Annotated in this window: 21 protein-coding genes and 4 tRNA genes; 19 read left to right on the top strand and 6 right to left on the bottom strand. The window is 54.0% G+C overall.

The window, feature by feature from the left end; all coding sequences use genetic code 11:
• Position 1 precedes the first annotated feature (1 nt).
• The 10 genes from rffA (at position 2) to ABIE10_RS22725 (ending at position 7,752) form a co-directional block, all read left to right on the top strand.
• Positions 2 to 1,132 (top strand): dTDP-4-amino-4,6-dideoxygalactose transaminase, encoded by a 1,131-nt coding sequence (gene rffA, locus ABIE10_RS22770; RefSeq protein WP_200047449.1) that lies wholly within the window; start codon positions 2 to 4, stop codon positions 1,130 to 1,132.
• Position 1,133: 1 nt separating this feature from the next.
• Positions 1,134 to 2,384 carry a lipid III flippase WzxE gene (gene wzxE, locus ABIE10_RS22765; RefSeq protein WP_279263655.1) on the top strand — a complete coding sequence of 417 codons (1,251 nt, stop codon included), beginning with the start codon at positions 1,134 to 1,136 and terminating at the stop codon, positions 2,382 to 2,384.
• Entirely contained in the window at positions 2,381 to 3,460 is a 1,080-nt protein-coding gene (locus ABIE10_RS22760; RefSeq protein ID WP_279265398.1) for a TDP-N-acetylfucosamine:lipid II N-acetylfucosaminyltransferase, read from the top strand. The genes wzxE and ABIE10_RS22760 overlap by 4 nt, the downstream gene beginning before the upstream one ends.
• The gene (wzyE, locus tag ABIE10_RS22755) at positions 3,457 to 4,812 is read left to right on the top strand and encodes an ECA oligosaccharide polymerase (protein ID WP_103767360.1); all 1,356 of its coding nucleotides are present in this window, start codon (positions 3,457 to 3,459) and stop codon (positions 4,810 to 4,812) included. The genes ABIE10_RS22760 and wzyE overlap by 4 nt, the downstream gene beginning before the upstream one ends.
• A complete protein-coding gene (gene wecG / locus ABIE10_RS22750) occupies positions 4,812 to 5,552 on the top strand; it encodes a lipopolysaccharide N-acetylmannosaminouronosyltransferase (protein ID WP_047358750.1) in 741 nt (246 codons plus the stop codon). The genes wzyE and wecG overlap by 1 nt, the downstream gene beginning before the upstream one ends.
• Positions 5,553 to 5,830: 278 nt before the next feature.
• Positions 5,831 to 7,216: a bifunctional threonine/serine APC transporter ThrP gene (gene thrP / locus ABIE10_RS22745; protein WP_181626745.1), complete on the top strand. Its 1,386-nt coding sequence runs from the start codon at positions 5,831 to 5,833 to the stop codon at positions 7,214 to 7,216.
• A 102-nt stretch (positions 7,217 to 7,318) separates the two neighbouring features.
• Positions 7,319 to 7,395: transfer RNA gene (locus ABIE10_RS22740), tRNA-Arg, on the top strand.
• Positions 7,396 to 7,452: 57 nt separating this feature from the next.
• Positions 7,453 to 7,528: transfer RNA gene (locus ABIE10_RS22735), tRNA-His, on the top strand.
• 20 nt (positions 7,529 to 7,548) lie between these two features.
• Positions 7,549 to 7,634 (top strand) — tRNA-Leu (locus ABIE10_RS22730).
• A gap of 41 nt (positions 7,635 to 7,675) precedes the next feature.
• Positions 7,676 to 7,752: transfer RNA gene (locus ABIE10_RS22725), tRNA-Pro, on the top strand.
• Positions 7,753 to 8,211: 459 nt separating this feature from the next.
• Here ABIE10_RS22725 and hemY read toward each other — a convergent pair.
• From hemY to hemC, 4 genes are read right to left on the bottom strand one after another with little or no spacing between them, the layout of a single operon-like run.
• Positions 8,212 to 9,411, bottom strand: a complete 1,200-nt coding sequence (gene hemY / locus ABIE10_RS22720) for a protoheme IX biogenesis protein HemY (RefSeq protein ID WP_047499566.1) — start codon at positions 9,409 to 9,411, stop codon at positions 8,212 to 8,214.
• A gap of 2 nt (positions 9,412 to 9,413) precedes the next feature.
• Entirely contained in the window at positions 9,414 to 10,589 is a 1,176-nt protein-coding gene (hemX, locus tag ABIE10_RS22715) for a uroporphyrinogen-III C-methyltransferase (protein ID WP_019078439.1), read from the bottom strand.
• A gap of 21 nt (positions 10,590 to 10,610) precedes the next feature.
• Entirely contained in the window at positions 10,611 to 11,351 is a 741-nt protein-coding gene (gene hemD, locus ABIE10_RS22710) for a uroporphyrinogen-III synthase (protein WP_429157143.1), read from the bottom strand.
• Positions 11,348 to 12,289 (bottom strand): hydroxymethylbilane synthase, encoded by a 942-nt coding sequence (hemC, locus tag ABIE10_RS22705; RefSeq protein WP_141876191.1) that lies wholly within the window; start codon positions 12,287 to 12,289, stop codon positions 11,348 to 11,350. The genes hemD and hemC overlap by 4 nt, the downstream gene beginning before the upstream one ends.
• A gap of 395 nt (positions 12,290 to 12,684) precedes the next feature.
• Between hemC and cyaA the strand changes: the two genes are divergently transcribed.
• A complete protein-coding gene (cyaA, locus tag ABIE10_RS22700) occupies positions 12,685 to 15,231 on the top strand; it encodes a class I adenylate cyclase (protein WP_019078435.1) in 2,547 nt (848 codons plus the stop codon).
• Between the two features lie 40 nt (positions 15,232 to 15,271).
• On the opposite strand, the gene cyaY is transcribed toward cyaA, so the two are convergent.
• Complete coding sequence (gene cyaY, locus ABIE10_RS22695) at positions 15,272 to 15,592, bottom strand: iron donor protein CyaY (RefSeq protein ID WP_181633065.1); 321 nt, start codon at positions 15,590 to 15,592, stop codon at positions 15,272 to 15,274.
• Between the two features lie 138 nt (positions 15,593 to 15,730).
• On the opposite strand from cyaY, the gene lptM reads away from it, so the two are divergent.
• The 8 genes from lptM (at position 15,731) to corA (ending at position 22,804) form a co-directional block, all read left to right on the top strand.
• Positions 15,731 to 15,934 (top strand): LPS translocon maturation chaperone LptM, encoded by a 204-nt coding sequence (gene lptM, locus ABIE10_RS22690; RefSeq protein WP_429157139.1) that lies wholly within the window; start codon positions 15,731 to 15,733, stop codon positions 15,932 to 15,934.
• A gap of 48 nt (positions 15,935 to 15,982) precedes the next feature.
• Complete coding sequence (gene dapF / locus ABIE10_RS22685; RefSeq protein WP_316147271.1) at positions 15,983 to 16,807, top strand: diaminopimelate epimerase; 825 nt, start codon at positions 15,983 to 15,985, stop codon at positions 16,805 to 16,807.
• Positions 16,804 to 17,511: a DUF484 domain-containing protein gene (locus ABIE10_RS22680; protein WP_049281622.1), complete on the top strand. Its 708-nt coding sequence runs from the start codon at positions 16,804 to 16,806 to the stop codon at positions 17,509 to 17,511. Before dapF ends, ABIE10_RS22680 begins: the two co-directional genes overlap by 4 nt.
• Entirely contained in the window at positions 17,508 to 18,410 is a 903-nt protein-coding gene (gene xerC / locus ABIE10_RS22675) for a tyrosine recombinase XerC (protein ID WP_049040600.1), read from the top strand. Before ABIE10_RS22680 ends, xerC begins: the two co-directional genes overlap by 4 nt.
• On the top strand, positions 18,410 to 19,126 hold the full coding sequence (gene yigB / locus ABIE10_RS22670) for a 5-amino-6-(5-phospho-D-ribitylamino)uracil phosphatase YigB (protein WP_016155129.1): 717 nt from the start codon (positions 18,410 to 18,412) through the stop codon (positions 19,124 to 19,126). Before xerC ends, yigB begins: the two co-directional genes overlap by 1 nt.
• An 88-nt stretch (positions 19,127 to 19,214) precedes the next feature.
• On the top strand, positions 19,215 to 21,377 hold the full coding sequence (gene uvrD, locus ABIE10_RS22665) for a DNA helicase II (RefSeq protein WP_003828957.1): 2,163 nt from the start codon (positions 19,215 to 19,217) through the stop codon (positions 21,375 to 21,377).
• Positions 21,378 to 21,642: 265 nt separating this feature from the next.
• A complete protein-coding gene (gene ysgD, locus ABIE10_RS22660) occupies positions 21,643 to 21,699 on the top strand; it encodes a YsgD/CorL family protein (protein ID WP_212723238.1) in 57 nt (18 codons plus the stop codon).
• A 154-nt stretch (positions 21,700 to 21,853) separates the two neighbouring features.
• Positions 21,854 to 22,804 carry a magnesium/cobalt transporter CorA gene (corA, locus tag ABIE10_RS22655; RefSeq protein WP_003017920.1) on the top strand — a complete coding sequence of 317 codons (951 nt, stop codon included), beginning with the start codon at positions 21,854 to 21,856 and terminating at the stop codon, positions 22,802 to 22,804.
• Positions 22,805 to 22,845: 41 nt separating this feature from the next.
• On the opposite strand, the gene rarD is transcribed toward corA, so the two are convergent.
• A complete protein-coding gene (rarD, locus tag ABIE10_RS22650) occupies positions 22,846 to 23,739 on the bottom strand; it encodes an EamA family transporter RarD (RefSeq protein ID WP_016155131.1) in 894 nt (297 codons plus the stop codon).
• Positions 23,740 to 23,747: the final 8 nt, after the last annotated feature.

Here is a 23,747-nt window from a genome sequence, read left to right as displayed (position 1 = left end):
GATGATTCCATTTAATGCACCGCCGGTGGTGGGAACTGAACTCGATTACATGCAGTCTGCGATGAATAGCGGCAAACTGTGTGGTGACGGTGGCTTTACCCGTCGCTGTCAGCAGTGGCTGGAGCAGCATTTTGGCAGCGAGAAAGTGCTGTTGACGCCCTCCTGCACCGCATCGCTTGAGATGGCGGCATTGCTGCTGGATATCCAGCCTGGCGATGAAGTCATTATGCCGAGCTACACGTTTGTCTCTACGGCCAATGCCTTCGTGTTGCGCGGCGCGAAAATCGTCTTTGTTGATATTCGCCCGGATACCATGAACATTGACGAAACGCTGATTGAAGCGGCGATCACCGATAAAACCCGCGCTATTGTGCCGGTACATTACGCGGGCGTGGCCTGCGAAATGGATACCATCATGGGGCTGGCCACTAAACATAACCTGTATGTGGTGGAAGATGCCGCCCAGGGCGTCATGTCGACCTACAAGGGGCGTGCGCTGGGTACGATTGGTCACATCGGCTGCTTTAGCTTCCATGAGACCAAAAACTATACCGCAGGCGGGGAAGGTGGAGCGACGCTGATTAATGATAAAAAATTAGTCGAGCGCGCAGAGATCATCCGTGAAAAAGGGACGAACCGTAGTCAGTTTTTCCGCGGCCAGGTAGACAAGTATACCTGGCGTGATATCGGTTCCAGCTATTTGATGTCCGATCTGCAGGCGGCTTATCTGTGGGCGCAGTTGGAAGCGGCTGATCGTATTAACCAGCAGCGTCTGGCGCTGTGGCAAAAGTATTACGATGCCCTGGAACCGCTGGCGCGTGCCGGGCGTATTGAGCTGCCTTCGATACCGGAGGGTTGCGTACAGAATGCCCATATGTTTTACATCAAGCTGCGCGATATCGACGATCGCACGGCGTTGATTAACTTCCTGAAAGAAGCTGAAATTATGGCGGTGTTCCACTATATCCCGCTGCATGATTGCCCGGCTGGCGATAAATTCGGCGTGTTTGCCGGTGTTGATCGTTACACCACCCAAGAGAGCGAACGCCTGCTGCGTTTACCGCTGTTTTACAATCTGTCGCCGGTGAACCAGCGAACAGTCATTACGACCTTACTCAACTACTTCGCCTGATATGTCGCTTGCAAAAGCGTCCTTATGGACGGCGGCCAGTACGCTGGTAAAAATTGGCGCAGGTTTGCTGGTTGTGAAGTTGCTGGCGGTGTCGTTTGGACCGGCAGGCGTGGGGCAGGCGGGCAACTTCCGCCAGATGGTCACCGTGCTTGGCGTGTTGGCGGGGGCCGGCATTTTCAATGGCGTCACGAAATACGTTGCGCAGCATTATGACGATCCGGCCCGGCTCCGTAAGGTGGTCGGTACATCTTCCGCGATGGTGCTGGGATTCTCTACGCTGATGGCGGTGATTTTTTTGCTGGCGGCCGCACCTATCAGTCAGGGATTATTTGGTCATACTCATTATCAGGGGCTGGTTCGACTGGTTGCGCTGGTGCAGATGGGCATTGCCTGGGCGAACCTGCTGCTGGCGCTGATGAAGGGCTTCCGCGATGCGGCGGGTAACGCGCTGTCGTTGATTGTGGGGAGCCTGGTGGGTGTAGCGGCTTATTATGGCTGTTATCGCCTGGGAGGGTATGAAGGCGCCTTGCTGGGCCTGGCGCTGGTACCTGCGCTGGTCGTTCTCCCTGCCGCTATAATGCTGATTAAGCGTGGGACTATCCCCCTGCATTACCTGAAACCCTCGTGGGATAACGGTCTGGCAGGGCAGTTAAGCAAGTTTACGCTGATGGCGCTGATTACCTCCGTAACGCTGCCAGTGGCATACGTGATGATGCGAAACCTGTTGGCGGCGCAGTACAGCTGGGATGATGTGGGGATCTGGCAGGGGGTGAGCAGTATCTCCGATGCTTATCTGCAATTTATCACCGCCTCATTCAGCGTTTACTTGCTGCCGACGTTGTCGCGTTTGACTGAAAAGCGCGATATTACACGCGAAGTGATAAAGTCGTTGAAATTCGTGCTGCCGGCGGTTGCTGCCGCAAGCTTTACCGTCTGGCTACTGCGCGATTTTGCTATCTGGCTGCTTTTCTCCGCTAAATTCACCGCCATGCGCGACCTGTTCGCCTGGCAACTGGTCGGTGATGTGCTGAAAGTCGGCGCCTATGTTTTCGGTTATCTGGTGATCGCGAAAGCGTCGCTGCGGTTTTATATCTTGGCAGAAATTAGCCAGTTCATGTTATTGACGGCGTTTGCCCATTGGCTGATCCCTGCACATGGTGCGCTGGGCGCGGCACAGGCTTACATGGCAACGTACATTGTCTATTTCTCTCTTTGTTGTGGCGTGTTTTTACTCTGGCGTAGGCGGGTATGACTGTACTGATTCACGTTCTGGGATCGGATATCCCTCACCATAACCAAACCGTGCTGCGGTTTTTCAACGACTCGCTGGCCGCGACGAGCGAGCACGCGCGCACGTTTATGGTTGCAGGTCAGGATGCCGGATTCAGTGAGAACTGCCCGGCGTTATCGCTAAGCTTCTATGGTGGGAAAAAGGCGCTGGCTGAAGCGGTTATCGCGAAAGCAAAAGCGGATCGCCAACAGCGATTTTTCTTCCACGGTCAGTTCAACACCAGCCTGTGGTTAGCGCTGCTGAGCGGGGGAATTAAACCAGAGCAGTTTTACTGGCATATCTGGGGCGCGGATTTATATGAAGTCTCCAGTGGACTGAAATTTCGCCTGTTTTACCCCATTCGCCGTATGGCGCAGAACCGTGTGGGCTGCGTATTTGCCACGCGGGGTGATTTGAGCTATTTCGCCGAACATCATCCGCGCGTGCGTGGCGAGTTGCTCTATTTCCCAACGCGGATGGATCCCTCGCTCAATAATATGAGCAACGCGTGTCAGCGCAGCGGCAAGATGACGGTGCTGGTTGGCAACTCTGGCGATCGCAGCAATGAGCATATTGCCGCGCTACGCGCCGTCCATCAGCAGTTCGGCGACACGGTGAATGTGATTGTACCGATGGGGTACCCCGCCAATAATGCGGCTTATATCGACGAGGTTCGTCAGGCCGGCCTGGCATTGTTTAGCGCTGAGAATCTGCAAATTTTAAGTGAAAAGCTGGAATTTGATGCCTATCTGACATTATTACGTCAGTGTGATTTGGGTTACTTTATTTTTGCCCGTCAGCAGGGGATTGGTACCCTGTGTTTACTGATTCAGGCCGGTATCCCGTGCGTGCTCAACCGTGAAAATCCCTTCTGGCAGGATATGGTGGAACAGAATCTCCCGGTGTTATTTACCACTGATGAGCTCAATGAAGGCGTCGTACGCGAAGCGCAGCGCCAGTTGGCATCGGTAGATAAAAATTCAATCACCTTCTTTAGCCCGAATTATCTGCAGCCGTGGCACAACGCGCTGCGTATTGCTTCAGGAGAAACCGTATGAGCCTGATGCAATTTAGCGGTCTGCTGGTGGTATGGCTGCTCTCCACCTTGTTTATCGCCACGCTGACCTGGTTTGAATTCCGCCGCGTGCGTTTTAACTTCAATGTTTTCTTCTCACTGCTGTTTTTGCTGACGTTCTTCTTCGGGTTCCCGTTGACCAGCATACTGGTGTTCCGTTTTGATGTGGCAGTTGCTCCGCCGGAGATCCTGCTGCAGGCCTTGCTGTCAGCCGCCTGTTTCTATGCCGTCTACTACGTGACGTATAAAACCCGCCTTCGCAAGCGAGTCGAGGATAAGCCACGCAGGCCGCTATTTACCATTAATCGCGTTGAAGCGCATTTGACCTGGGTTATCCTGATGGCGATTGCATTGGTGAGCGTGGGCGTCTTCTTTATGCACAACGGATTCCTGCTGTTCAGACTGCAATCCTACAGCCAAATTTTTTCCAGCGAAGTCTCTGGCGTCGCTCTGAAGCGTTTCTTCTACTTCTTCATTCCGGCAATGCTGGTGGTCTATTTCCTGCGTCAGGACAGCAAAGCGTGGTTATTCTTTCTGGTGAGTACCGTCGCGTTTGGTTTGCTGACCTATATAATTGTTGGCGGGACGCGCGCCAATATCATCATTGCGTTTGCCATCTTCTTGTTTATCGGCATCATTCGCGGCTGGATTTCGCTGTGGATGCTGGCCGCCGCGGGCGTGCTGGGTATCGTCGGGATGTTCTGGCTGGCGCTGAAGCGCTATGGGATGAACGTTAGCGGCGACGAGGCGTTTTATACTTTCCTGTACCTCACGCGGGACACTTTCTCGCCGTGGGAGAATCTGGCGCTGTTGCTGCAAAATTACCACAATATTGAGTTTCAAGGGCTGGCGCCGATTGTCCGTGACTTCTACGTCTTTATCCCCTCCTGGCTGTGGCCTGGGCGGCCGAGTATTGTCCTCAACTCAGCGAACTACTTTACCTGGGAAGTGTTGAACAACCACTCAGGTCTGGCGATTTCGCCGACGTTAATTGGTTCACTGGTGGTGATGGGCGGGGCGCTGTTTATCCCGTTAGGCGCGATTGTCGTTGGACTCATCATCAAGTGGTTTGACTGGCTGTATGAGTTAGGCAACCGCGAAACCAATCGCTACAAGGCGGCGATTCTGCACAGTTTCTGTTTTGGCGCTATTTTCAATATGATCGTGTTGGCACGTGAAGGGCTGGATTCGTTTGTCTCGCGAGTGGTCTTTTTCCTCGTGATTTTCGGCGTGTGTCTGCTGGTGGCAAAACTGCTGTTTTGGCTATTCGATAGTGCGGGACTCATCCATAAACGAATCAAATCGCTGCCCCGGACACAGATTGAAGGATCGTAATGACAGATAACACAACTGCGCCACTCTACTCGCTGCGCGGGCTACAATTGATTGGCTGGCGCGATATGCAGCATGCGCTAAATTACCTGTTTGCCGAGGGACATCTCAGGTCAGGAACGCTGGTGGCAATCAACGCTGAGAAGATGCTGACGGCAGAAGATAACCCTGAAGTGCGGGATTTGATCAACGCCGCTGAGTTCAAATATGCGGATGGGATTAGCGTGGTGCGCTCAGTGCGCAAAAAATTCCCGCAGGCGCAGGTTTCACGCGTGGCAGGGGCTGATCTTTGGGAAGCGCTTATGGCGCGAGCCGGGCAGGAAGGAACGCCTGTCTTCCTGATTGGTGGCAAGCCTGAAGTTCTGGCGCAAACGGAAGCCAAACTGCGTGCCCAGTGGCGCGTGAACATTGTAGGCAGTCAGGACGGTTATTTTACCCCGGACCAGCGTCAGGCATTGTTTGAACGTATCCACGCCAGCGGTGCGCAGATTGTGACGGTGGCGATGGGCTCGCCGAAACAAGAGATCTTTATGCGTGACTGCCGGAAGATTCACCCTGAAGCGCTGTATATGGGCGTCGGTGGTACCTACGACGTCTTTACCGGTCACGTTAAGCGTGCGCCGCGAATCTGGCAGACTCTGGGGCTGGAGTGGCTGTATCGCTTATTGTCGCAGCCAAGCCGTATCACTCGTCAACTTCGCTTATTACGCTATCTCCGCTGGCACTATACCGGCAACCTCTGACGCCCTCTCTCCTCTGATAAGTAGCGTGATCTGCTAATTACGCTACTTATTCACAACATAATCGCTGCTTTCTCGCACAATCTATTTATTTTTTGAATGCTTTAATTGCCATTTAAGCGATTTTAGGAAACCATTCGCAACAATCATTGCAGTGCCGTGGTGTTTTTGACGCCAACCGTTAAGCGGTCGGTGCCGTATGGCCTGTTATGGCATAACAAGATGTACCCATAACGAGAACCGGTAATACCGGACAGTATGCAAACACAACAAGAGGATTTATGGCCGAGAACAAACCTGAGCTACAGCGTGGGCTGGAGGCTCGTCACATCGAATTAATTGCCCTTGGGGGGACTATTGGCGTCGGGCTATTTATGGGGGCCGCCAGTACCCTGAAATGGGCGGGACCTTCAGTTCTGCTGGCATACATCGTCGCCGGGCTGTTCGTCTTTTTCATTATGCGTTCTATGGGGGAGATGTTATTCCTCGAGCCGGTTGCCGGTTCATTTGCTGTTTACGCCCATCGATATATGAGCCCCTTCTTTGGTTATCTCACCGCCTGGTCATACTGGTTTATGTGGATGGCGGTGGGGATATCAGAGATTACCGCCATCGGGGTGTACGTCCAGTTCTGGTTCCCGGAAATGGCACAATGGATACCCGCACTGATTGCTGTCGGACTGGTTGCGTTGGCAAATCTCGCCGCGGTTCGCCTGTATGGTGAAATTGAGTTCTGGTTTGCCATGATTAAAGTGACCACCATCATTGTGATGATCGTCATTGGATTAGGGGTGATTTTCTTCGGTTTTGGCAATGGCGGTCAGGCGATCGGCTTTGGCAACCTGACTGAGCACGGCGGCTTCTTTGCTGGTGGTTGGAAGGGCTTCCTGACGGCATTGTGTATTGTCGTGGCTTCTTACCAGGGCGTGGAGCTGATCGGCATTACTGCGGGTGAAGCGAAGAATCCGCAGGTCACGCTGCGGAGTGCAGTAGGGAAAGTGCTGTGGCGTATTCTGATTTTCTACGTCGGTGCGATTTTTGTTATCGTCACTATTTTCCCGTGGAATGAGATTGGCAGTAACGGTAGCCCGTTTGTTCTCACCTTTGCCAAGATTGGTATTACCGCCGCGGCAGGGATTATTAACTTTGTGGTCCTGACGGCGGCGCTGTCGGGCTGTAACAGTGGGATGTACAGCTGTGGGCGTATGCTTTACGCGCTGGCAAAGAATCGCCAGCTACCTGCCGCTGTTGGAAAAGTTTCGCGCCAGGGCGTGCCGGTTGCCGGCGTGGCTATTTCTATCGCGATCCTGCTGGTTGGTTCGTGCCTGAACTACGTCATTCCCAACCCGCAGCGTGTGTTCGTTTATGTCTATAGCGCCAGCGTGCTGCCGGGGATGGTGCCGTGGTTTGTTATTCTGATAAGCCAGATACGTTTCCGTCAGGCGCATAAAGCGGCGATCGCCAGTCATCCCTTCCGCTCGATTCTGTTCCCGTGGGCGAACTATTTGACGATGGCGTTCCTGATTTGCGTATTAATCGGCATGTACTTTAATGAAGATACCCGAATGTCGCTGTTTGTTGGCATTATCTTCTTACTGGCCGTGACGCTCATTTATAAGGTTTTTGGCCTGAATCGTCATGGCACAGCCCAAAAATTGCAGGAATAAGCGACAAAACGCACAAACCATGACCAAACGATAATTTATTTTAAAAAAGCACTAGACAGCAGACCGAGACCTCCGTAATATCCAGCCCCGCAACGGCGCTAAGCGCCCGTAGCTCAGCTGGATAGAGCGCTGCCCTCCGGAGGCAGAGGTCTCAGGTTCGAATCCTGTCGGGCGCACCATTTAGTAATGGTGCCGGAGCTGCGGTGGTTTTAATACCGCGTAAAAGATTTGCAGTGGTGGCTATAGCTCAGTTGGTAGAGCCCTGGATTGTGATTCCAGTTGTCGTGGGTTCGAATCCCATTAGCCACCCCATTAATTTAAAGTTGTGAAATGCGAAGGTGGCGGAATTGGTAGACGCGCTAGCTTCAGGTGTTAGTGTCCTTAGGATGTGGGGGTTCGAGTCCCCCCCCTCGCACCACGACTTAAAGAATTGAACTAAAAATTCAAAAAGCAGTAAAACGGCGAGTAGCGCAGCTTGGTAGCGCAACTGGTTTGGGACCAGTGGGTCGGAGGTTCGAATCCTCTCTCGCCGACCAATTTTGAACCCCGCTTCGGCGGGGTTTTTTGTTTTCTGATTTTCCCTTCTCAGCCTTTATTTCCCCGAATTTCCTGATGTCTTAAAAAGTCCGGTTCCATTGTTTTTGCAGTGCAATCGTGGCATGCCTTGTGCAATAATATACGGGTAGATGCTCATTCCATCTCTTATGTTCGCCATCTGGCCTCATAAACTCAGGAATGATGCAGAGCCGTTTACGGTGCTTATCGTCCACAGACAGATGTCGCTCTGGCCTCATCAAACACCATGGACATAACGTTGAGTGAAGCACCCATTTATGTTGTCATACAGACCTGTTTAACGCCTGCTCCAAAAGAGCGGGCGTTTTTTTATGCATATACACCTCATCCTTCAAGTCGCCTCGAAGCATCTCGAATGATTTGGTGTATATGAAATAACGGTAGGCCCGGTAAGCGAAGCGTCACCGGGCAAGAAGGAATTACTGTGGGGGATTGTTGTTCTGCAGCGTCAACATCAGGCCATCACGACGCATGGTGGCGGCTTCTTCCGGCTGATGCAGTCTGTCCAACGCGTCAGCAAGCCAGGCGTAGTCATAGGCATCTGGACGCTGTTTGAGAGCGGCACGGAAGGCGAACGTGGCTTCCTGCCATTCGCCGTGCTTCATTAGCGACTGGCCCAGCGTGCTCCACAGTAATGGGCGATCGCCGACGGCTTTAATCTGCTGGCGCAACACTTTTTCTATCTGTTCCGGGTTGTTGGTTTTCAGACGCGGGATCGGCAGCACCAGGCGGTCGTCATACTGGCGTTTAAGACCATCAATGATGACCTGCTGCGCCGTATCGTGATCGTCACACTCAATCAGATGTTCAGCCATTGCCACCTGCAGGGCAACCTGGTGACGGGTTTTACGGTTCTGGTTTTTCCACCATGCACGTAGCCCCTCGCTGCCCTGATCGGCGCGAACCTGATCCATCAGACCAACCCATGCCTGCTGTTCCAGCATCGCGCGGTGCTCGTCATCACCCACGTGCGCTTTTGCCATGGATGGAATGATATCCAGTAACGAACTCCATGCACCGGTACGAATGTAGGCCTGTTCAGCCAGACGTAGCACTTCCGGATGACGTGGCGTCACTTCCAGCAGTTTATCTACGCTGTGGCGCGCGGCGTGATTTTCATTACGCGCCAACTGCAGGCGAACACGAGTGATTTCTACCGGGATCGTATCATTTCCGGCCAGTTCGGTAGCACGCTCAAGGTGTTGGTTGGCACGTGCTTCGTCACCGCGCTGTTGAGCCGCTTCTGCCGCCAGCAGGTAATTCACTACCGGCTGTTCTGCATGATCGGCGTTTTTCGACATCAGCTTTTCAACCTGCTGATAATCGCCTTCTGCCAGCTTGAGCAGCGCCTGCTCCGTCTGCTTACGGGCGCGACGACGCTTCCGACCGACAAACCATCCGCGGGTATGCGCGCCAGTGCGGAAAATTCGGCGCAGCAGCCATTCAATCGCAAACAGGACGACCATTGCGACGATCAGAATGATCACCAGACCCGTCACGCTGGTTTCGATATTGTAATTATCCGTCTGGATCAGTACGTAGCCCTGATGACCGGCAATCATTGGACCGACAACGATCCCGGCGATCAACAGCACAAAGAGCAATAATACTTTAAGCATCATTATTCTCCTTGCGGCGCAGTTGCCGGAGTTTCAGCTGAAGGCGCAGGAGCTGCTGCAACCGGCGCTGTGGCAGGCTGTGCCAGTAAATTACGTACGCGGGTCTGCATGAGCTTGTCGAGAAGCGCCTGGCTCTGCAGCGTTTCCGGTACGTCCATGCTGATGCTTTGTTGGCTCAGTTGGTCTACCTCTTCAAGGAAAGCTTTGGTGGCTGCATCGTCCGTGTCGTAGTAGGCGCGCACCCAGGTGGAGACGTTTTCCAGCGCCTGGCGATATGTTTCCTCCTGATGACGCGGCACGGCCTGGGCGGCCACTAACAGGCGAGAACGGATATTTTCACGTAAGTAAACGTCCTGGTTCGGTGCCAGCAGCGGGACGGCGGTTTCATCGCGACGGCGAACGGTGATAAAGCTGTCCATGAAGTTCTGCCAGCTTTTTTGCAGATTGACGCGCCATTCGCTGATCGAGCTGGAAAGCTCGCTGCTGTCGGAATCCATCGGCGAATCGTCGGTGTCGTTGTCGGCCAGACGCAGATTATCAATCTGGTTAGAGAGCTGATTCACTTTCAGGATAATGCCGTCATAGTCGACCTGAGTCACCGCAGAGAGGCTCGCGATATCGTCGGTAATCGCGCGACGGGCGGTAATCAGGCTTGGGTCATTCATATCCGCCAGACTGGCGTCAGCGCTTTTCAGCAGCGCCGCGGCGGTAGTAACGTCCTGATCGCTCCATAATTTGCGACCGGCCAGTTTCACCAGAAAATCAGCCTGCGCCAGCAGCCATGTCCCGGCATCGCTGCCGGAGATAGTGGCGACTTTTTGCTGGACTTCGTCAAGCTGTTTGACCAGCGCGGCCTGCTGGCGAGCGGCTTCATCCAACTGCGTTGCCTGCTGCTTAATAATGCCTTCCAGCTCAGCTTTTTGGCTTTCTTGCGCTTTTTGCAACGCCGTAAGCTGGTTCGCCAGCGCATCGCTGGTTGCTGTCTGCGTTGTTGCCTGCTGTTTCCCCCAACCGTACAGCCCAACGCCTGCAGCCAGCGCAATAGCAATCGCCACAGCGCTCAGAATCAGCGCCGTGCTGTTCTTACTCTTTTTTTCAGTATTGACTGGCTGTGACGTGGTTTCCACGGCCTCCCTGGTCTCTTCAACCACGGCGGAGGATTTTTCTTGTTCCGTCATTATGGCATCCCATTATGAGAGTTATTGTAATGCGCGTAGTAGCGCATCGTTGTCGGCGTTATCAGCGACCTTAATATCTTGCCAGCCCAGTTCCCGGGCGAGGTGCGCCAGACGCTCACTGACGACCAGCAGCCGACAGCGTAGTAACCAGTGCTCACGATACCACTGCGGAATGACCGACCAGAGCTGTTGTAGCATCTCTCCGCTGGTGACAACCACCGTGGTCACACCACGAGATTGCCAGCGCATCGCTTCTTCTGCACCATCGTAATATTTTGCACTGCGTTGATAACATTCACAAAAATCGACATCAGCTCCGCGTGCTGTCAGGGTTTCACCTATCAGCTCACGGCCACCATTGCCGCGTAATATAAGCGCGCGTTTTCCCGCAATATTTTGTAATTCAGGTAATTGTAGCAAGACTTCGCTAATTTCCCGATCCAGAGGGTAGTGAATATTGAAACCGCTAACGGTATGCAGCGCCAGCGCCGTTGTGCGACCAATGGCAAAATAACGCGGAAGGGAGGGCCAGCTTTTCCCTTGTTGCTGAAGCTCGGCATCTGCAAAGGTGACGGCGTGCTGCGAGAGGGCGAAGACCAGATCGTTTTCCGCCAGCGCCGACAGTCGGGAAGCCAGCGTTGCCAGTTCCCGACCGGGCGAAAACTCGATGAGCGGAAAGCTCCAGGCCACCTGCCCCAGTGTGCGCAGACGGCTCACTAACTCTTCCCCTGCGGGAGACGGGCGGGTGACCAGAATACTCATGCGGGGGCTTCTCCGTTGTAAACTTCAGCCAGAATGGTGCGCGCGCCGTTCTCCAGCAGCTCTTCAGCCAGAGAGATGCCCATCTGTTCAGCATCCTGCGCAGCGCCGCGACGTTCTCCGCATACCATCTGCGAACCGTCAGGCGCGCCGACCAGCGCCCGCAGCCAAATCTCACCGTTAATGAGTTCTGCATAACTGCCGATAGGGACCTGACATCCCCCTTCCAGGCGGGTATTCATGGCGCGTTCGGCTTTGACGCGTAGCGCCGTCTCTTCATGGTTGAGCGGCGCTAACAGCGCCTGAGTGCGCATATCATCCAGTCGACATTCTATGCCAACTGCGCCTTGCCCGACAGCGGGTAGGGAGACTTCCGGCGGCAGAGCGGTGCGGACTCGCGACTCAAGACCTAAACGTTTTAATCCGGCGACCGCCAGAATAATGGCGTCATAATCGCCGTTATCCAGTTTGCTCAGACGCGTACCTACGTTGCCGCGCAGCGAACGGATGACGAGATCCGGGCGACGCTTTGCCAACTGGCACTGGCGACGCAAACTGGATGTCCCGACGATACTGCCTGCCGGGAGTTCATCCAGCGTGTTGTACTTATTTGAGACGAAAGCATCACGCGGATCCTCTCGCTCGCAAATGGTGACCAGTCCAAGACCGTCAGGGAACTCAACCGGCACATCCTTCATGGAATGCACGGCGATATCGGCGCGTTTTTCCAGCAGCGCGACTTCCAGCTCTTTAACAAACAACCCTTTCCCCCCGACTTTCGCCAGCGGGGTATCAAGGATCACATCGCCACGGGTTACCATCGGAACCAGTTCCACGATCAGACCGGGGTGGTTTGCCATTAAGGCGTCTTTGACATAATGTGCCTGCCAGAGCGCAAGGGGGCTTTGGCGTGTGGCAATTCTCAAAACATTGTCTAACATGCTTGTTACCGTCATTATCAATCATTGACCATCCTAACATCCTTATCAAAGGGATGTCAGCGTTACGCTCAAACGTGAGTGAGAGGAAAAGGCGCTGCATCATCACTGGCAGTGAATAATGACGAGAAACCTCCCGACCGTATGAAGGAATTTACACGTAACGAACGGTGCTACACTTGTATGTAGCGCATCTTTCTTTACGGTCAATGAGCAAGGTGTTAAATTGATCACGTTTTAGACCATTTTTTCGGCTGTACAGCATAAAAAAATATGGGCGAAAAAACAGGTAACGGTTATTTTTGACATACGGTTTATCCGAATTGATGACGATTATTGTGAGCGCTTGTGCCGCAGCAATCGACAACATGACGGATAGCAACATCAGGCGATACGTCTTGTACCTCTATATTGAGACTCTGAAACAGAGACTGGATGCCATAAATCAACTGCGTGTGGATCGCGCGCTTGCTGCCATGGGACCTGCCTTCCAGCAGGTATACAGTCTGCTGCCGACATTATTGCACTACCACCATCCGCTGATGCCGGGTTACCTTGATGGTAACGTTCCCAAAGGCATATGCCTTTACACGCCTGATGAAACCCAACGCCACTACCTGAACGAACTGGAACTGTACCGCGGTATGTCACCGCAGGATCCTCCCAAGGGCGAACTGCCTATCACCGGCGTTTACTCAATGGGCAGCACCTCTTCGGTAGGGCAAAGCTGTTCCTCTGACCTTGATATTTGGGTCTGCCATCAATCCTGGCTGGATAGCGAAGAGCGCCAACTGCTGCAGCGTAAATGTAGCCTGCTGGAAAGCTGGGCCGCCTCGCTGGGCGTGGAAGTCAGCTTCTTCCTGATTGATGAAAACCGTTTCCGCCACAATGAAAGCGGCAGTTTGGGTGGTGAAGACTGTGGCTCGACGCAGCATATCCTGTTGCTTGATGAATTCTATCGCACCGCTGTGCGTCTCGCGGGTAAGCGTATTCTGTGGAATATGGTGCCGGGCGACGAAGAAGAGCATTACGACGATTACGTCATGACGCTTTACGCACAGGGGGTGTTAACGCCAAACGAATGGCTGGATCTCGGCGGACTCAGTTCGCTCTCCGCCGAAGAGTACTTTGGCGCCAGCCTCTGGCAGCTGTACAAGAGTATCGACTCCCCGTACAAAGCGGTATTGAAAACGCTGCTGCTGGAAGCTTATTCCTGGGAATACCCCAATCCACGCCTGTTGGCGAAAGATATTAAACAGCGCCTGCACGATGGTGAGATCGTCTCTTTTGGTCTCGACCCTTACTGCATGATGCTGGAGCGCGTTACCGAGTACCTCACGGCGATCGAAGACCCGACTCGTCTGGATTTAGTGCGTCGATGTTTCTACTTAAAAGTGTGTGAGAAACTGAGCCGCGAGCGCGCCTGCGTGGGCTGGCGTCGTGAAGTATTAAGTCAGTTAGTGAAAGAGTGGGGCTGGGATGACGCCCGTCTGACTATGCTGGATAACCGCGCTAACTGGAAGATTGACCAGGTACGCGAAGCGCATAACGAACTGCTCGATGCGATGATGCAGAGCTATCGTAACCTGATCCGTTTTGCCCGCCGAAATAACCTCAGCGTGAGCGCCAGCCCGCAGGATATCGGCGTGCTGACCCGTAAGCTGTATGCCGCGTTTGAAGCATTACCAGGTAAAGTAACGCTGGTGAACCCGCAGATATCTCCGGATCTCTCGGAACCGAATCTGACCTTTATCCATGTGCCGCCGGGCCGTGCCAACCGTTCGGGTTGGTATCTCTATAACCGCGCGCCTAACATGGACTCGATCATCAGCCATCAGCCGCTGGAATATAACCGCTACCTCAATAAACTGGTGGCGTGGGCCTGGTTCAACGGCCTGCTGACCTCGCGTACGCATTTATTTATTAAGGGCAACGGCATTGTTGATTTGCCGAAGCTGCAAGAAATGGTCGCCGACGTGTCGCACCACTTCCCGCTGCGACTGCCAGCGCCAACGCCGAAAGCGCTCTATAGCCCGTGCGAGATTCGCCACCTGGCGATTATCGTTAACCTTGAATATGACCCGACGGCAGCATTTCGCAATCAGGTGGTACATTTTGATTTCCGTAAGCTGGACGTCTTCAGCTTTGGTGAAGAACAAAATTGCCTGGTGGGTAGCGTCGACCTGCTGTACCGCAACTCGTGGAACGAAGTGCGTACGCTGCACTTCAACGGTGAGCAGGCGATGATTGAAGCGTTAAAAACGATTCTCGGCAAAATGCACCAGGATGCCGCGCCGCCGGATAGCGTCGAGGTTTTCTGCTATAGCCAGCATCTGCGCGGTTTAATTCGCACCCGCGTGCAGCAACTGGTGTCTGAGTGCATCGAGTTGCGCCTCTCCAGCACCCGTCAGGAAACCGGACGCTTCAAAGCGCTGCGCGTTTCTGGTCAGACGTGGGGTCTGTTCTTCGAGCGCCTGAACGTTTCGGTACAGAAGCTGGAAAACGCGATTGAATTTTATGGCGCGATTTCACATAACAAACTGCACGGGCTTTCCGTTCAGGTTGAGACCAATCATGTGAAACTCCCGTCAGTGGTTGACGGTTTTGCCAGCGAAGGGATCATTCAGTTCTTTTTCGAAGAAACGGGTGATGAGCAGGGCTTTAATATCTACATTCTGGATGAGAGTAATCGGGCTGAGGTGTATCACCACTGCGAAGGCAGCAAAGAGGAGCTGGTACGCGATGTCAGCCGTTTCTACTCGTCGTCGCACGATCGCTTTACCTACGGCTCCAGCTTCATCAACTTTAACCTGCCGCAGTTCTATCAGATTGTGAAAACCGACGGGCGCGCGCAGGTGATCCCGTTCCGTACCCAGCCGATTAGCGCCGTGCCGCCCGTCAGTCAGGAAAACGACACTCCGCTGTTGCAGCAGTATTTCTCGTGAGCATGATGCCGGATAAGCGAAGCGTATCCGGCAATAAAACTTAACGGAAGCTCACCTCTTCACCCGCCTGCTGTGTCGCCGCCTGTTCTAGCAGATCCCAGAACGTTTCGCCGCTACGATCGCAGATCCACTCGTCGCCTTTCAGGTCAAAGTGGTAGCCGCCCTGTTTGGTCGCCAGCCACACCTGATGCAGCGGCTCCTGACGGTTAATAATAATTTTGCTGCCGTTTTCGAAGCTGATGGTCAGCACGCCGCCGTTGATCTCACAATCGATATCGCTGCCGCCGTCCCAGTCATCCAGACGCTCTTCAATGGTCATCCACAGGGTGTCAGCAAGGCGATGAAATTCACTGTCGTTCATTTTCTTATCCTGTTTTTCGTGATGACGGCAGTATAACCTGAAACAAAACGCGTTGCAGATTACAGGCTAACTCTTGCTTTTACGCCTTCTCCTGCGATGATAGAAAACAGAAAGCATGAACTTTACAGGCAATCGATAATGAAAAACGTGTTAAACCCACTCGCTGTCATTTTTACTCTGTTCAGCCTGACGGGCTGTGGGCTAAAAGGCCCGCTCTATTTCCCGCCAGCAGATAAAACCGCGCCGCCTCCGACCAAGAGCGTTCAGCCGCAATCACAATCCACCACGCCAGAGAAAAACGATCGTGGGATTAGTGACGGGCCTTCTCAGGTGAATTACTGACGGCAGGAATAGATGTATATTTCTGTACCCGCGTGAACGGAGTGAATGATGCAATTCTCTAAAATGCATGGCCTTGGCAACGATTTTATGGTCGTCGACGCGGTAACGCAGAATGTCTTTTTCTCACCAGAGCTGATCCGCCGCTTGTCCGACAGGCATCTCGGCGTTGGATTTGATCAACTGCTGGTGGTTGAACCTCCGTATGATCCGGAGCTGGATTTCCACTACCGTATTTTTAATGCCGACGGTAGTGAAGTGTCACAGTGTGGCAATGGCGCCCGCTGTTTTGCCCGCTTTGTTCGCCTGAAAGGGCTGACCAATAAGCGTGATATTCGCGTCAGTACCGCTAATGGTCGTATGGTATTAACCGTAACCGACGACGAGCTGGTACGGGTGAATATGGGTGAACCCAATTTTGAACCCGCGCAGGTTCCGTTTCGCGCCAACAAAGCAGAGAAGACCTATATTATGCGCGTGGCTGAACAGACAGTATTGTGCGGCGTGGTTTCAATGGGGAACCCGCACTGCGTAATTCAGGTTGATGATGTTGATACGGCTACGGTAGAAACGTTGGGGCCGGTTCTGGAAAGCCACGAACGCTTTCCTGAACGCGCCAATATCGGATTTATGCAAGTGGTAAAGCGCGAGAATATCCGGCTGCGCGTCTATGAGCGCGGCGCGGGTGAAACGCAGGCCTGCGGCAGCGGTGCGTGCGCCGCTGTTGCGGTTGGCATCCAGCAGGGCCTGCTGGCAGAAGAAGTGAGGGTGGAATTACCGGGCGGTCGACTTGATATCGCCTGGAAAGGTCCGGGTCATCCGCTGTATATGACTGGCCCGGCGGCACATGTCTACGACGGATTTATTCACTTATGAAGCAACCAGGGGAAGAACTACAGGAAACGCTCATGGAGCTGGACGACCGGGCGGTCGTCGATTACCTGCAACGTAATCCTGAGTTTTTTATCCGTAATGCCCAGGCAGTTGAAGCGATGCGTGTTCCGCACCCGGTGCGGGGCACGGTCTCTTTAGTGGAATGGCATATGGCGCGGGCACGTAATCATATTAACGTGCTGGAAGAGAATATGGCGTTGTTGATGGACCAAGCCAACGCCAATGAAAGCCTGTTCTATCGTCTGTTAAATCTGCAAGCACGGCTGGTATCGGCCAGCAGTCTTGACGACATGCTGATGCGATTTCATCGCTGGGCGCGTGAGTTAGGGCTGGCTGGGGCGACGGTTCGTCTGTTCCCGGATCGCTGGCGACTTGGTGCGCCATCAAAATTCACTCATCTGGCATTAAGCCGTCAGGCTTTTGAACCGCTGCGTATTCAGCGTCTGGGCCAGTCACTGCACTATCTTGGACCGCTCAATGGCCCGGAACTTCTGGTCATGATGCCCGAAGCGAAAGCAATAGGCTCGGTGGCGATGTCGATGTTGGGGCAAGATGGATCCCTGGGCGTGATGCTGTTCAGCAGTCGCGACGTTAATCATTACCAGCAGGGGCAAGGTACGCAATTACTACAGGAAATCTCGCTGATGTTGCCGGAGCTGCTGGAGCGCTGGATTGAACGCGTATGACCGATTCACCCCTTTCTCAGGATGTGGCACGCTTTTTACGCTATCTGGGCGTTGAGCGGCAGCTTAGCCCGATCACATTGCTGAATTATCAGCGTCAGCTTGATGCCATCATTGCGTTAGCCGGAGAGACCGGTCTGCAAAGCTGGCAACAATGTGACGCTTCGATGGTACGCAGTTTTGCCGTGCGCAGCCGTCGTAAAGGGCTGGGGCCGGCGAGCCTGGCGCTGCGTCTCTCCGCATTGCGCAGTTTCTTTGACTGGCTGGTTAATCAGGGCGAGCTGAAAGCCAATCCCGCAAAAAGTGTTTCCGCACCGAAAGCACCGCGTCATCTACCTAAAAATATCGATGTCGACGATGTTAACCGTCTGCTGGATATCGACCTCAACGATCCCCTCGCCGTGCGCGACCGGGCAATGTTAGAAGTGATGTACGGCGCAGGGCTGCGTTTGTCTGAACTGGTTGGGCTGGATATTAAACATCTCGATCTCGACACCGGCGAAGTATGGGTGATGGGGAAGGGCAGTAAAGAACGTCGCCTGCCAATTGGCCGCAATGCAGTGGCGTGGATTGAGCACTGGCTGGACCTGCGGGGGCTATTTGGCTGCGATGACGATGCGTTATTCCTGTCAAAACTGGGCAAACGCATTTCTGCGCGTAATGTGCAAAAACGCTTTGCGGAATGGGGGATCAAACAGGGGCTGAACAGCCACGTACATCCCCACAAATTGCGCCACTCTTTTGCGACGCATATGCTGGAGTCGAGCGGCGATCTGCGCGGGGTACAGGAGTTATTGGGGCATGCTAATCTCTCCACTACCCAAATCTATACCCATCTTGATTTTCAACACCTGGCTTCAGTGTACGATGCGGCGCATCCACGCGCCAAACGGGGGAAATAATGCGTTTTTACCGGCCTCTGGGGCGCATTTCTGCGCTCACCTTTGACCTTGATGACACCCTTTACGATAACCGTCCCGTTATCACACGCACCGAGCAGGAAGCGCTCGCGTTTGTACAGAATTACCATCCGGCGTTGAATTCGCTGCAAAATAGCGACCTACAGCGCTTACGTCAGGCCGTTCGCGACGCTGAGCCGGAAATCTACCACGACGTTACCCAATGGCGTCACCGCGCCGTAGAGCGCGCTATGCTGGAGGCGGGATTGTCAGAAGCAGAAGCCAGAATGGGGGCAAATGCGGCGATGATGAATTTCGCCAAATGGCGTAGCCGCATTGACGTCCCGCAGGCGACGCATGACACGCTGAAGGCGCTGGCCCGCAAATGGCCGCTGGTGGCGATCACCAACGGTAACGCACAGCCAGAACTGTTCGGCCTGGGCGATTACTTTGAGTTTGTGCTGCGCGCCGGTCCCGACGGGCGATCAAAACCATTCAGCGACATGTACGCGCTGGCGGCAGATAAACTGAAAATGCCCGTGGCTGAGATTCTGCATGTGGGCGATGACCTGACGACAGACGTGGCGGGGGCCATCCGTTGCGGTATGCAGGCCTGCTGGATCAAACCGGAAAATGCCGACCTGATGCAAACCGCAGACAGCCGTTTGCTGCCGCATATCGAAATTTCACAGTTGGCATCTCTGACCTCGCTGATATAATCACCAGCAGAACTCTGTATATATACCCAGCTTTTTGGCGGATGGCGCTACGCTTATCCGCCTTACCTACTTTTACGCGGCGGTGCCAATGGACGTTTCTTACCTGCTCGACAGCCTTAATGATAAACAGCGTGAAGCGGTGGCCGCGCCACGCAGCAACATGCTGGTTTTGGCCGGCGCGGGGAGTGGTAAAACTCGCGTGCTGGTGCACCGTATCGCCTGGTTACTGACGGTAGAGAACAACTCGCCATACTCCATTATGGCGGTGACCTTTACCAACAAAGCAGCGGCGGAAATGCGCCACCGTATTGGCCAGATCATGGGAACCAGCCAGGGCGGTATGTGGGTGGGTACATTCCACGGTCTAGCGCACCGTCTGCTGCGCGCGCACCATATGGATGCGAACCTGCCGCAGGATTTCCAGATCCTCGACAGCGAAGACCAATTGCGTTTGCTCAAGCGTTTGATCAAGGCGATGAATCTTGATGAGAAACAGTGGCCGCCGCGTCAGGCGATGTGGTTTATCAATAGTCAGAAAGACGAAGGGCTGCGCCCGCACCATCTGCAGAGCTATGGCAACCCAGTTGAGCAAACCTGGCAGAAAGTGTATCAGGCCTATCAGGAAGCGTGTGATCGCGCGGGGCTGGTGGATTTCGCCGAGCTGTTGCTGCGCGCCCATGAACTGTGGCTCAACAAGCCGCATATCCTGCAGCACTACCGCGAACGCTTTACCAATATCCTGGTGGACGAATTCCAGGATACCAACAACATTCAGTACGCCTGGATCCGCCTGCTGGCGGGCGATACCGGCAAAGTGATGATCGTTGGCGATGATGACCAGTCGATCTACGGCTGGCGCGGGGCGCAGGTGGAAAACATCCAGCGCTTCCTCACGGATTTCCCGGGCGCAGAAACCATTCGCCTGGAGCAGAACTACCGCTCGACCAACAACATCCTCAGCGCGGCCAACGCCCTGATTGAAAACAACAACGGGCGTTTGGGTAAAAAGCTGTGGACCGATGGCGTCGACGGCGAACCAATTTCACTGTACTGCGCGTTCAACGAACTCGATGAAGCGCGTTTTGTGGTCAATCGTATCAAAACCTGGCAGGACAATGGCGGTGCGCTGGAACAGTGCGCCATTTTGTATCGCAGCAACGCCCAGTCGCGCGTGCTGGAAGAGGCGTTGTTACAAGCCAGCATGCCGTACCGTATCTATGGTGGGATGCGCTTCTTCGAACGCCAGGAAATCAAAGATGCGCTCTCTTACCTGCGCCTGATCGCTAACCGCAATGACGACGCTGCATTCGAACGCGTGGTGAATACGCCAACCCGCGGGATTGGCGATCGTACATTAGATGTCGTGCGTCAGACCTCCCGTGACCGCCAGCTTACGTTGTGGCAGGCCTGTCGTGAGCTGTTGCAGGAAAAAGCCCTCGCGGGTCGCGCCGCCAGCGCCTTACAGCGTTTTATGGAGCTGATCGATGCGCTGGCGCAGGAGACCGCCGATATGCCGCTGCACGTGCAGACTGACCGGGTGATTAAAGACTCCGGCCTGCGCATGATGTACGAGCAGGAAAAAGGCGAGAAGGGTCAGACGCGTATCGAAAACTTAGACGAACTGGTGACGGCAACGCGCCAGTTCAGCTACAACGAAGAAGACGAAGACTTAATGCCGCTACAGGCGTTCCTGTCACACGCCGCGCTGGAAGCAGGCGAAGGGCAGGCGGATACCTGGCAGGATGCGGTACAATTGATGACGCTGCACTCGGCGAAAGGTCTGGAGTTCCCCCAAGTATTTATCGTGGGTATGGAAGAAGGCATGTTCCCCAGCCAGATGTCGCTGGACGAAGGTGGGCGCCTCGAAGAAGAGCGCCGCCTGGCTTACGTAGGCGTGACTCGCGCGATGCAAAAGCTGACGCTGACCTACGCCGAAACGCGTCGTCTGTACGGCAAAGAGGTTTACCACCGTCCGTCGCGCTTTATCGGCGAACTGCCGGAAGCGTGCGTTGAAGAGGTTCGCCTGCGCGCCACGGTTAGCCGTCCGGTGAGCCATCAGCGGATGGGCACGCCAATGGCGGAAAATGATACCGGCTACAAGCTCGGCCAGCGCGTGCGCCACGCTAAGTTTGGTGAGGGCACCATCGTCAATCTGGAAGGAAGCGGTGAGCATAGTCGTTTGCAGGTCGCGTTCCAGGGGCAAGGGATCAAATGGCTGGTGGCAGCCTACGCCAGACTGGAAACGGTTTGATCGGTTTGGCTTTGCCGGATGGCGACGCTGGCGCGTCTTATCCGGCCTACAGACCGGGTAACATTTTGATTTCCAGGCCGGACAAGGCGAAGCCGCCATCCCGCTATCTGTCGGTTAATATTCTGAAATCATAGATAAATAATTCCCCTCTGCTAACCTTTCTGTATAAGGGGAAATTATTACTTTTTCGCCATCTGTTGCGTGTTGACGTCAAAATTTTGCTGGCGTAACATGCGCGCACGATTACGCTAAGAGGACATTCGCCTTGGACACACCCAGTAGATACTGGCTCATTATCCTGTCATCCAGGATCAACTCCTAAGGCTATCCCTTTTTGCTGATAGCCTTCGCGGTTGTCAGCGACCTTCTGTTTTTTCCCGTCGCGCTGAGTCAGGCTGTTTAATGGTCTGAAACCCAATTTGTTTCTGTGTGCCCTCCGAACTGTCCGATAATTTTTTGCATTGGGAGTCCCGGTCATGCTGAGCGCATTTCAACTGGAAAACAATCGTTTAACTCGCCTTGAGGCAGACGAGATCGAGCACCTGGCCAGTTCGGTTTGGGTCGATTTAGTCGAGCCGGATGACGAAGAACGAAACCGTGTGCAAAAGGACTTGGGCCAGAATCTGGCTACGCGCCCTGAACTGGAAGACATCGAAGCATCTGCGCGTTTTTTTGAAGACGAAGACGGTCTGCACATTCACTCCTTCTTCTTCTATGAAGATGCCGACGATCACGCGGGTAACTCAACCGTCGCATTTACCATTCGCGAAGGTCGCCTGTTTACTCTGCGCGAGCGCGAGCTGCCGGCATTTCGCCTGTACCGCATGCGTGCGCGTAATCAGGCGATGGTGGATGGCAATGCCTACGAGCTGCTGCTCGACCTGTTTGAAACTAAAATTGAACAGTTGGCGGATGAGATCGAAAACATCTACAGCGACCTGGAAAAACTCAGCCGTGTGATCATGGAAGGGCGTCAGGGCGATGAATATGACGAAGCGCTTTCGACGCTGGCGGAACTGGAAGATATCGGCTGGAAGGTCCGCCTGTGTCTGATGGATACCCAGCGCGCACTGAACTTCCTGGTGCGTAAAGCGCGTTTGCCGGGGAGTCAGCTGGAACAGGCGCGCGAGATTCTGCGCGATATCGAATCCCTGCTGCCGCACAACGAATCACTGTTCCAGAAGGTTAACTTCCTGATGCAGGCGGCGATGGGCTTTATCAATATCGAGCAGAACCGCATCATCAAGATCTTCTCGGTGGTCTCTGTGGTGTTCCTGCCGCCGACGCTGGTGGCTTCCAGCTACGGGATGAACTTTGAGTTCATGCCGGAACTGCACTGGAGCTTCGGTTACCCAGGGGCGATTGTCTTTATGATGCTCGCGGGTCTGGCACCGTATCTGTACTTTAAGCGCAAGAACTGGCTGTAATGGCTGTGCCGGATGGCGGTTACGCCTTATCCGGCACTTCTTCAGCTCCGACGTACCCGTCGTTGCGTATAAATCGCATCCATCACGAAAACTGCCAGCGCCACCCAGATAAACGCAAACGTGACCATTTTATCCGCTCCCGGAACTTCACCGTAGAAAGTGACGGCCAGCAGGAACATTAGCGTGGGTCCGATATACTGGAAGAAACCCAGCGTGGACAGACGCAGACGGGTCGCCGCGCCGGTAAAGCACAGCAGCGGAATGGTGGTCACGACACCTGCAGCAATCAGCAGCAGATTGAGCGACATGGGGTTTTGCCCCATATGGCTGGTTGGGCTGTCCGCAATGCCAAACAGATAGATGGCCGCAACGGGTAAAAGCCACAGGGTTTCGATCAGCATGCCGGTTTGTGCTTCGACGGCAATCTTCTTGCGTACCAGACCATAGAAAGCAAAACTGAACGCCAAGCCCAACGCGATGATTGGCAGCGATCCGAAGGTCCACAGCTGTACCAGTACGCCGCAGGCGGCTAACAGTACCGCCAGCCACTGCATGCGACGAAAGCGCTCGCCGAGGAAAAGCATTCCCAGCACAATATTCACCAGCGGGTTAATAAAATAGCCCAGGCTGGCTTCCAGCATATGATGATTATTGACCGCCCAAATGAACAGCAGCCAGTTTCCACCGATGAGCACTGCAGAGAGCGCCAGCAGGAAGATCTTCTTTGGCGTTTGTAGCAGCGTTTTGATGCCCGACCACTGGCGGCTGATGCTCATCAGTACCACCATAAAGAAAAATGACCAGATGACGCGATGCGTCAGGATCTCATCCGCCGGGACATAGTAAATCAGCTTGAAGTAGGCAGGAGCGATACCCCAAATAAAATAAGCAGCAAGAGCGAGTAACACGCCCTGCCGCGTTTGTTTAGCATCCATCGGGAAAA

This window comes from Citrobacter sp. 506, assembly GCF_050434985.1.
GTDB lineage: Bacteria > Pseudomonadota > Gammaproteobacteria > Enterobacterales > Enterobacteriaceae > Citrobacter > Citrobacter braakii.
Note: the sequence above shows the minus strand (reverse complement) of the source record. Positions and strands in the feature narration are given on the sequence as shown.

Excerpts from the sequence above, each read along its gene's own strand:
- hemC (WP_141876191.1), bottom strand. The coding sequence starts at position 12,289 with ATGTTAGACAATGTTTTGAGAATTGCCACACGCCAAAGCCCCCTTGCG.
- lptM (WP_429157139.1), top strand. The coding sequence starts at position 15,731 with ATGAAAAACGTGTTAAACCCACTCGCTGTCATTTTTACTCTGTTCAGC.
- rarD (WP_016155131.1), bottom strand. The coding sequence starts at position 23,739 with ATGGATGCTAAACAAACGCGGCAGGGCGTGTTACTCGCTCTTGCTGCT.
- thrP (WP_181626745.1), top strand. The coding sequence starts at position 5,831 with ATGGCCGAGAACAAACCTGAGCTACAGCGTGGGCTGGAGGCTCGTCAC.
- wzyE (WP_103767360.1), top strand. The coding sequence starts at position 3,457 with ATGAGCCTGATGCAATTTAGCGGTCTGCTGGTGGTATGGCTGCTCTCC.
- uvrD (WP_003828957.1), top strand. The coding sequence starts at position 19,215 with ATGGACGTTTCTTACCTGCTCGACAGCCTTAATGATAAACAGCGTGAA.
- hemD (WP_429157143.1), bottom strand. The coding sequence starts at position 11,351 with ATGAGTATTCTGGTCACCCGCCCGTCTCCCGCAGGGGAAGAGTTAGTG.
- ABIE10_RS22760 (WP_279265398.1), top strand. The coding sequence starts at position 2,381 with ATGACTGTACTGATTCACGTTCTGGGATCGGATATCCCTCACCATAAC.
- xerC (WP_049040600.1), top strand. The coding sequence starts at position 17,508 with ATGACCGATTCACCCCTTTCTCAGGATGTGGCACGCTTTTTACGCTAT.
- dapF (WP_316147271.1), top strand. The coding sequence starts at position 15,983 with ATGCAATTCTCTAAAATGCATGGCCTTGGCAACGATTTTATGGTCGTC.
- ABIE10_RS22680 (WP_049281622.1), top strand. The coding sequence starts at position 16,804 with ATGAAGCAACCAGGGGAAGAACTACAGGAAACGCTCATGGAGCTGGAC.
- hemX (WP_019078439.1), bottom strand. The coding sequence starts at position 10,589 with ATGACGGAACAAGAAAAATCCTCCGCCGTGGTTGAAGAGACCAGGGAG.
- rffA (WP_200047449.1), top strand. The coding sequence starts at position 2 with ATGATTCCATTTAATGCACCGCCGGTGGTGGGAACTGAACTCGATTAC.
- wzxE (WP_279263655.1), top strand. The coding sequence starts at position 1,134 with ATGTCGCTTGCAAAAGCGTCCTTATGGACGGCGGCCAGTACGCTGGTA.
- cyaY (WP_181633065.1), bottom strand. The coding sequence starts at position 15,592 with ATGAACGACAGTGAATTTCATCGCCTTGCTGACACCCTGTGGATGACC.
- wecG (WP_047358750.1), top strand. The coding sequence starts at position 4,812 with ATGACAGATAACACAACTGCGCCACTCTACTCGCTGCGCGGGCTACAA.
- yigB (WP_016155129.1), top strand. The coding sequence starts at position 18,410 with ATGCGTTTTTACCGGCCTCTGGGGCGCATTTCTGCGCTCACCTTTGAC.
- corA (WP_003017920.1), top strand. The coding sequence starts at position 21,854 with ATGCTGAGCGCATTTCAACTGGAAAACAATCGTTTAACTCGCCTTGAG.
- hemY (WP_047499566.1), bottom strand. The coding sequence starts at position 9,411 with ATGCTTAAAGTATTATTGCTCTTTGTGCTGTTGATCGCCGGGATCGTT.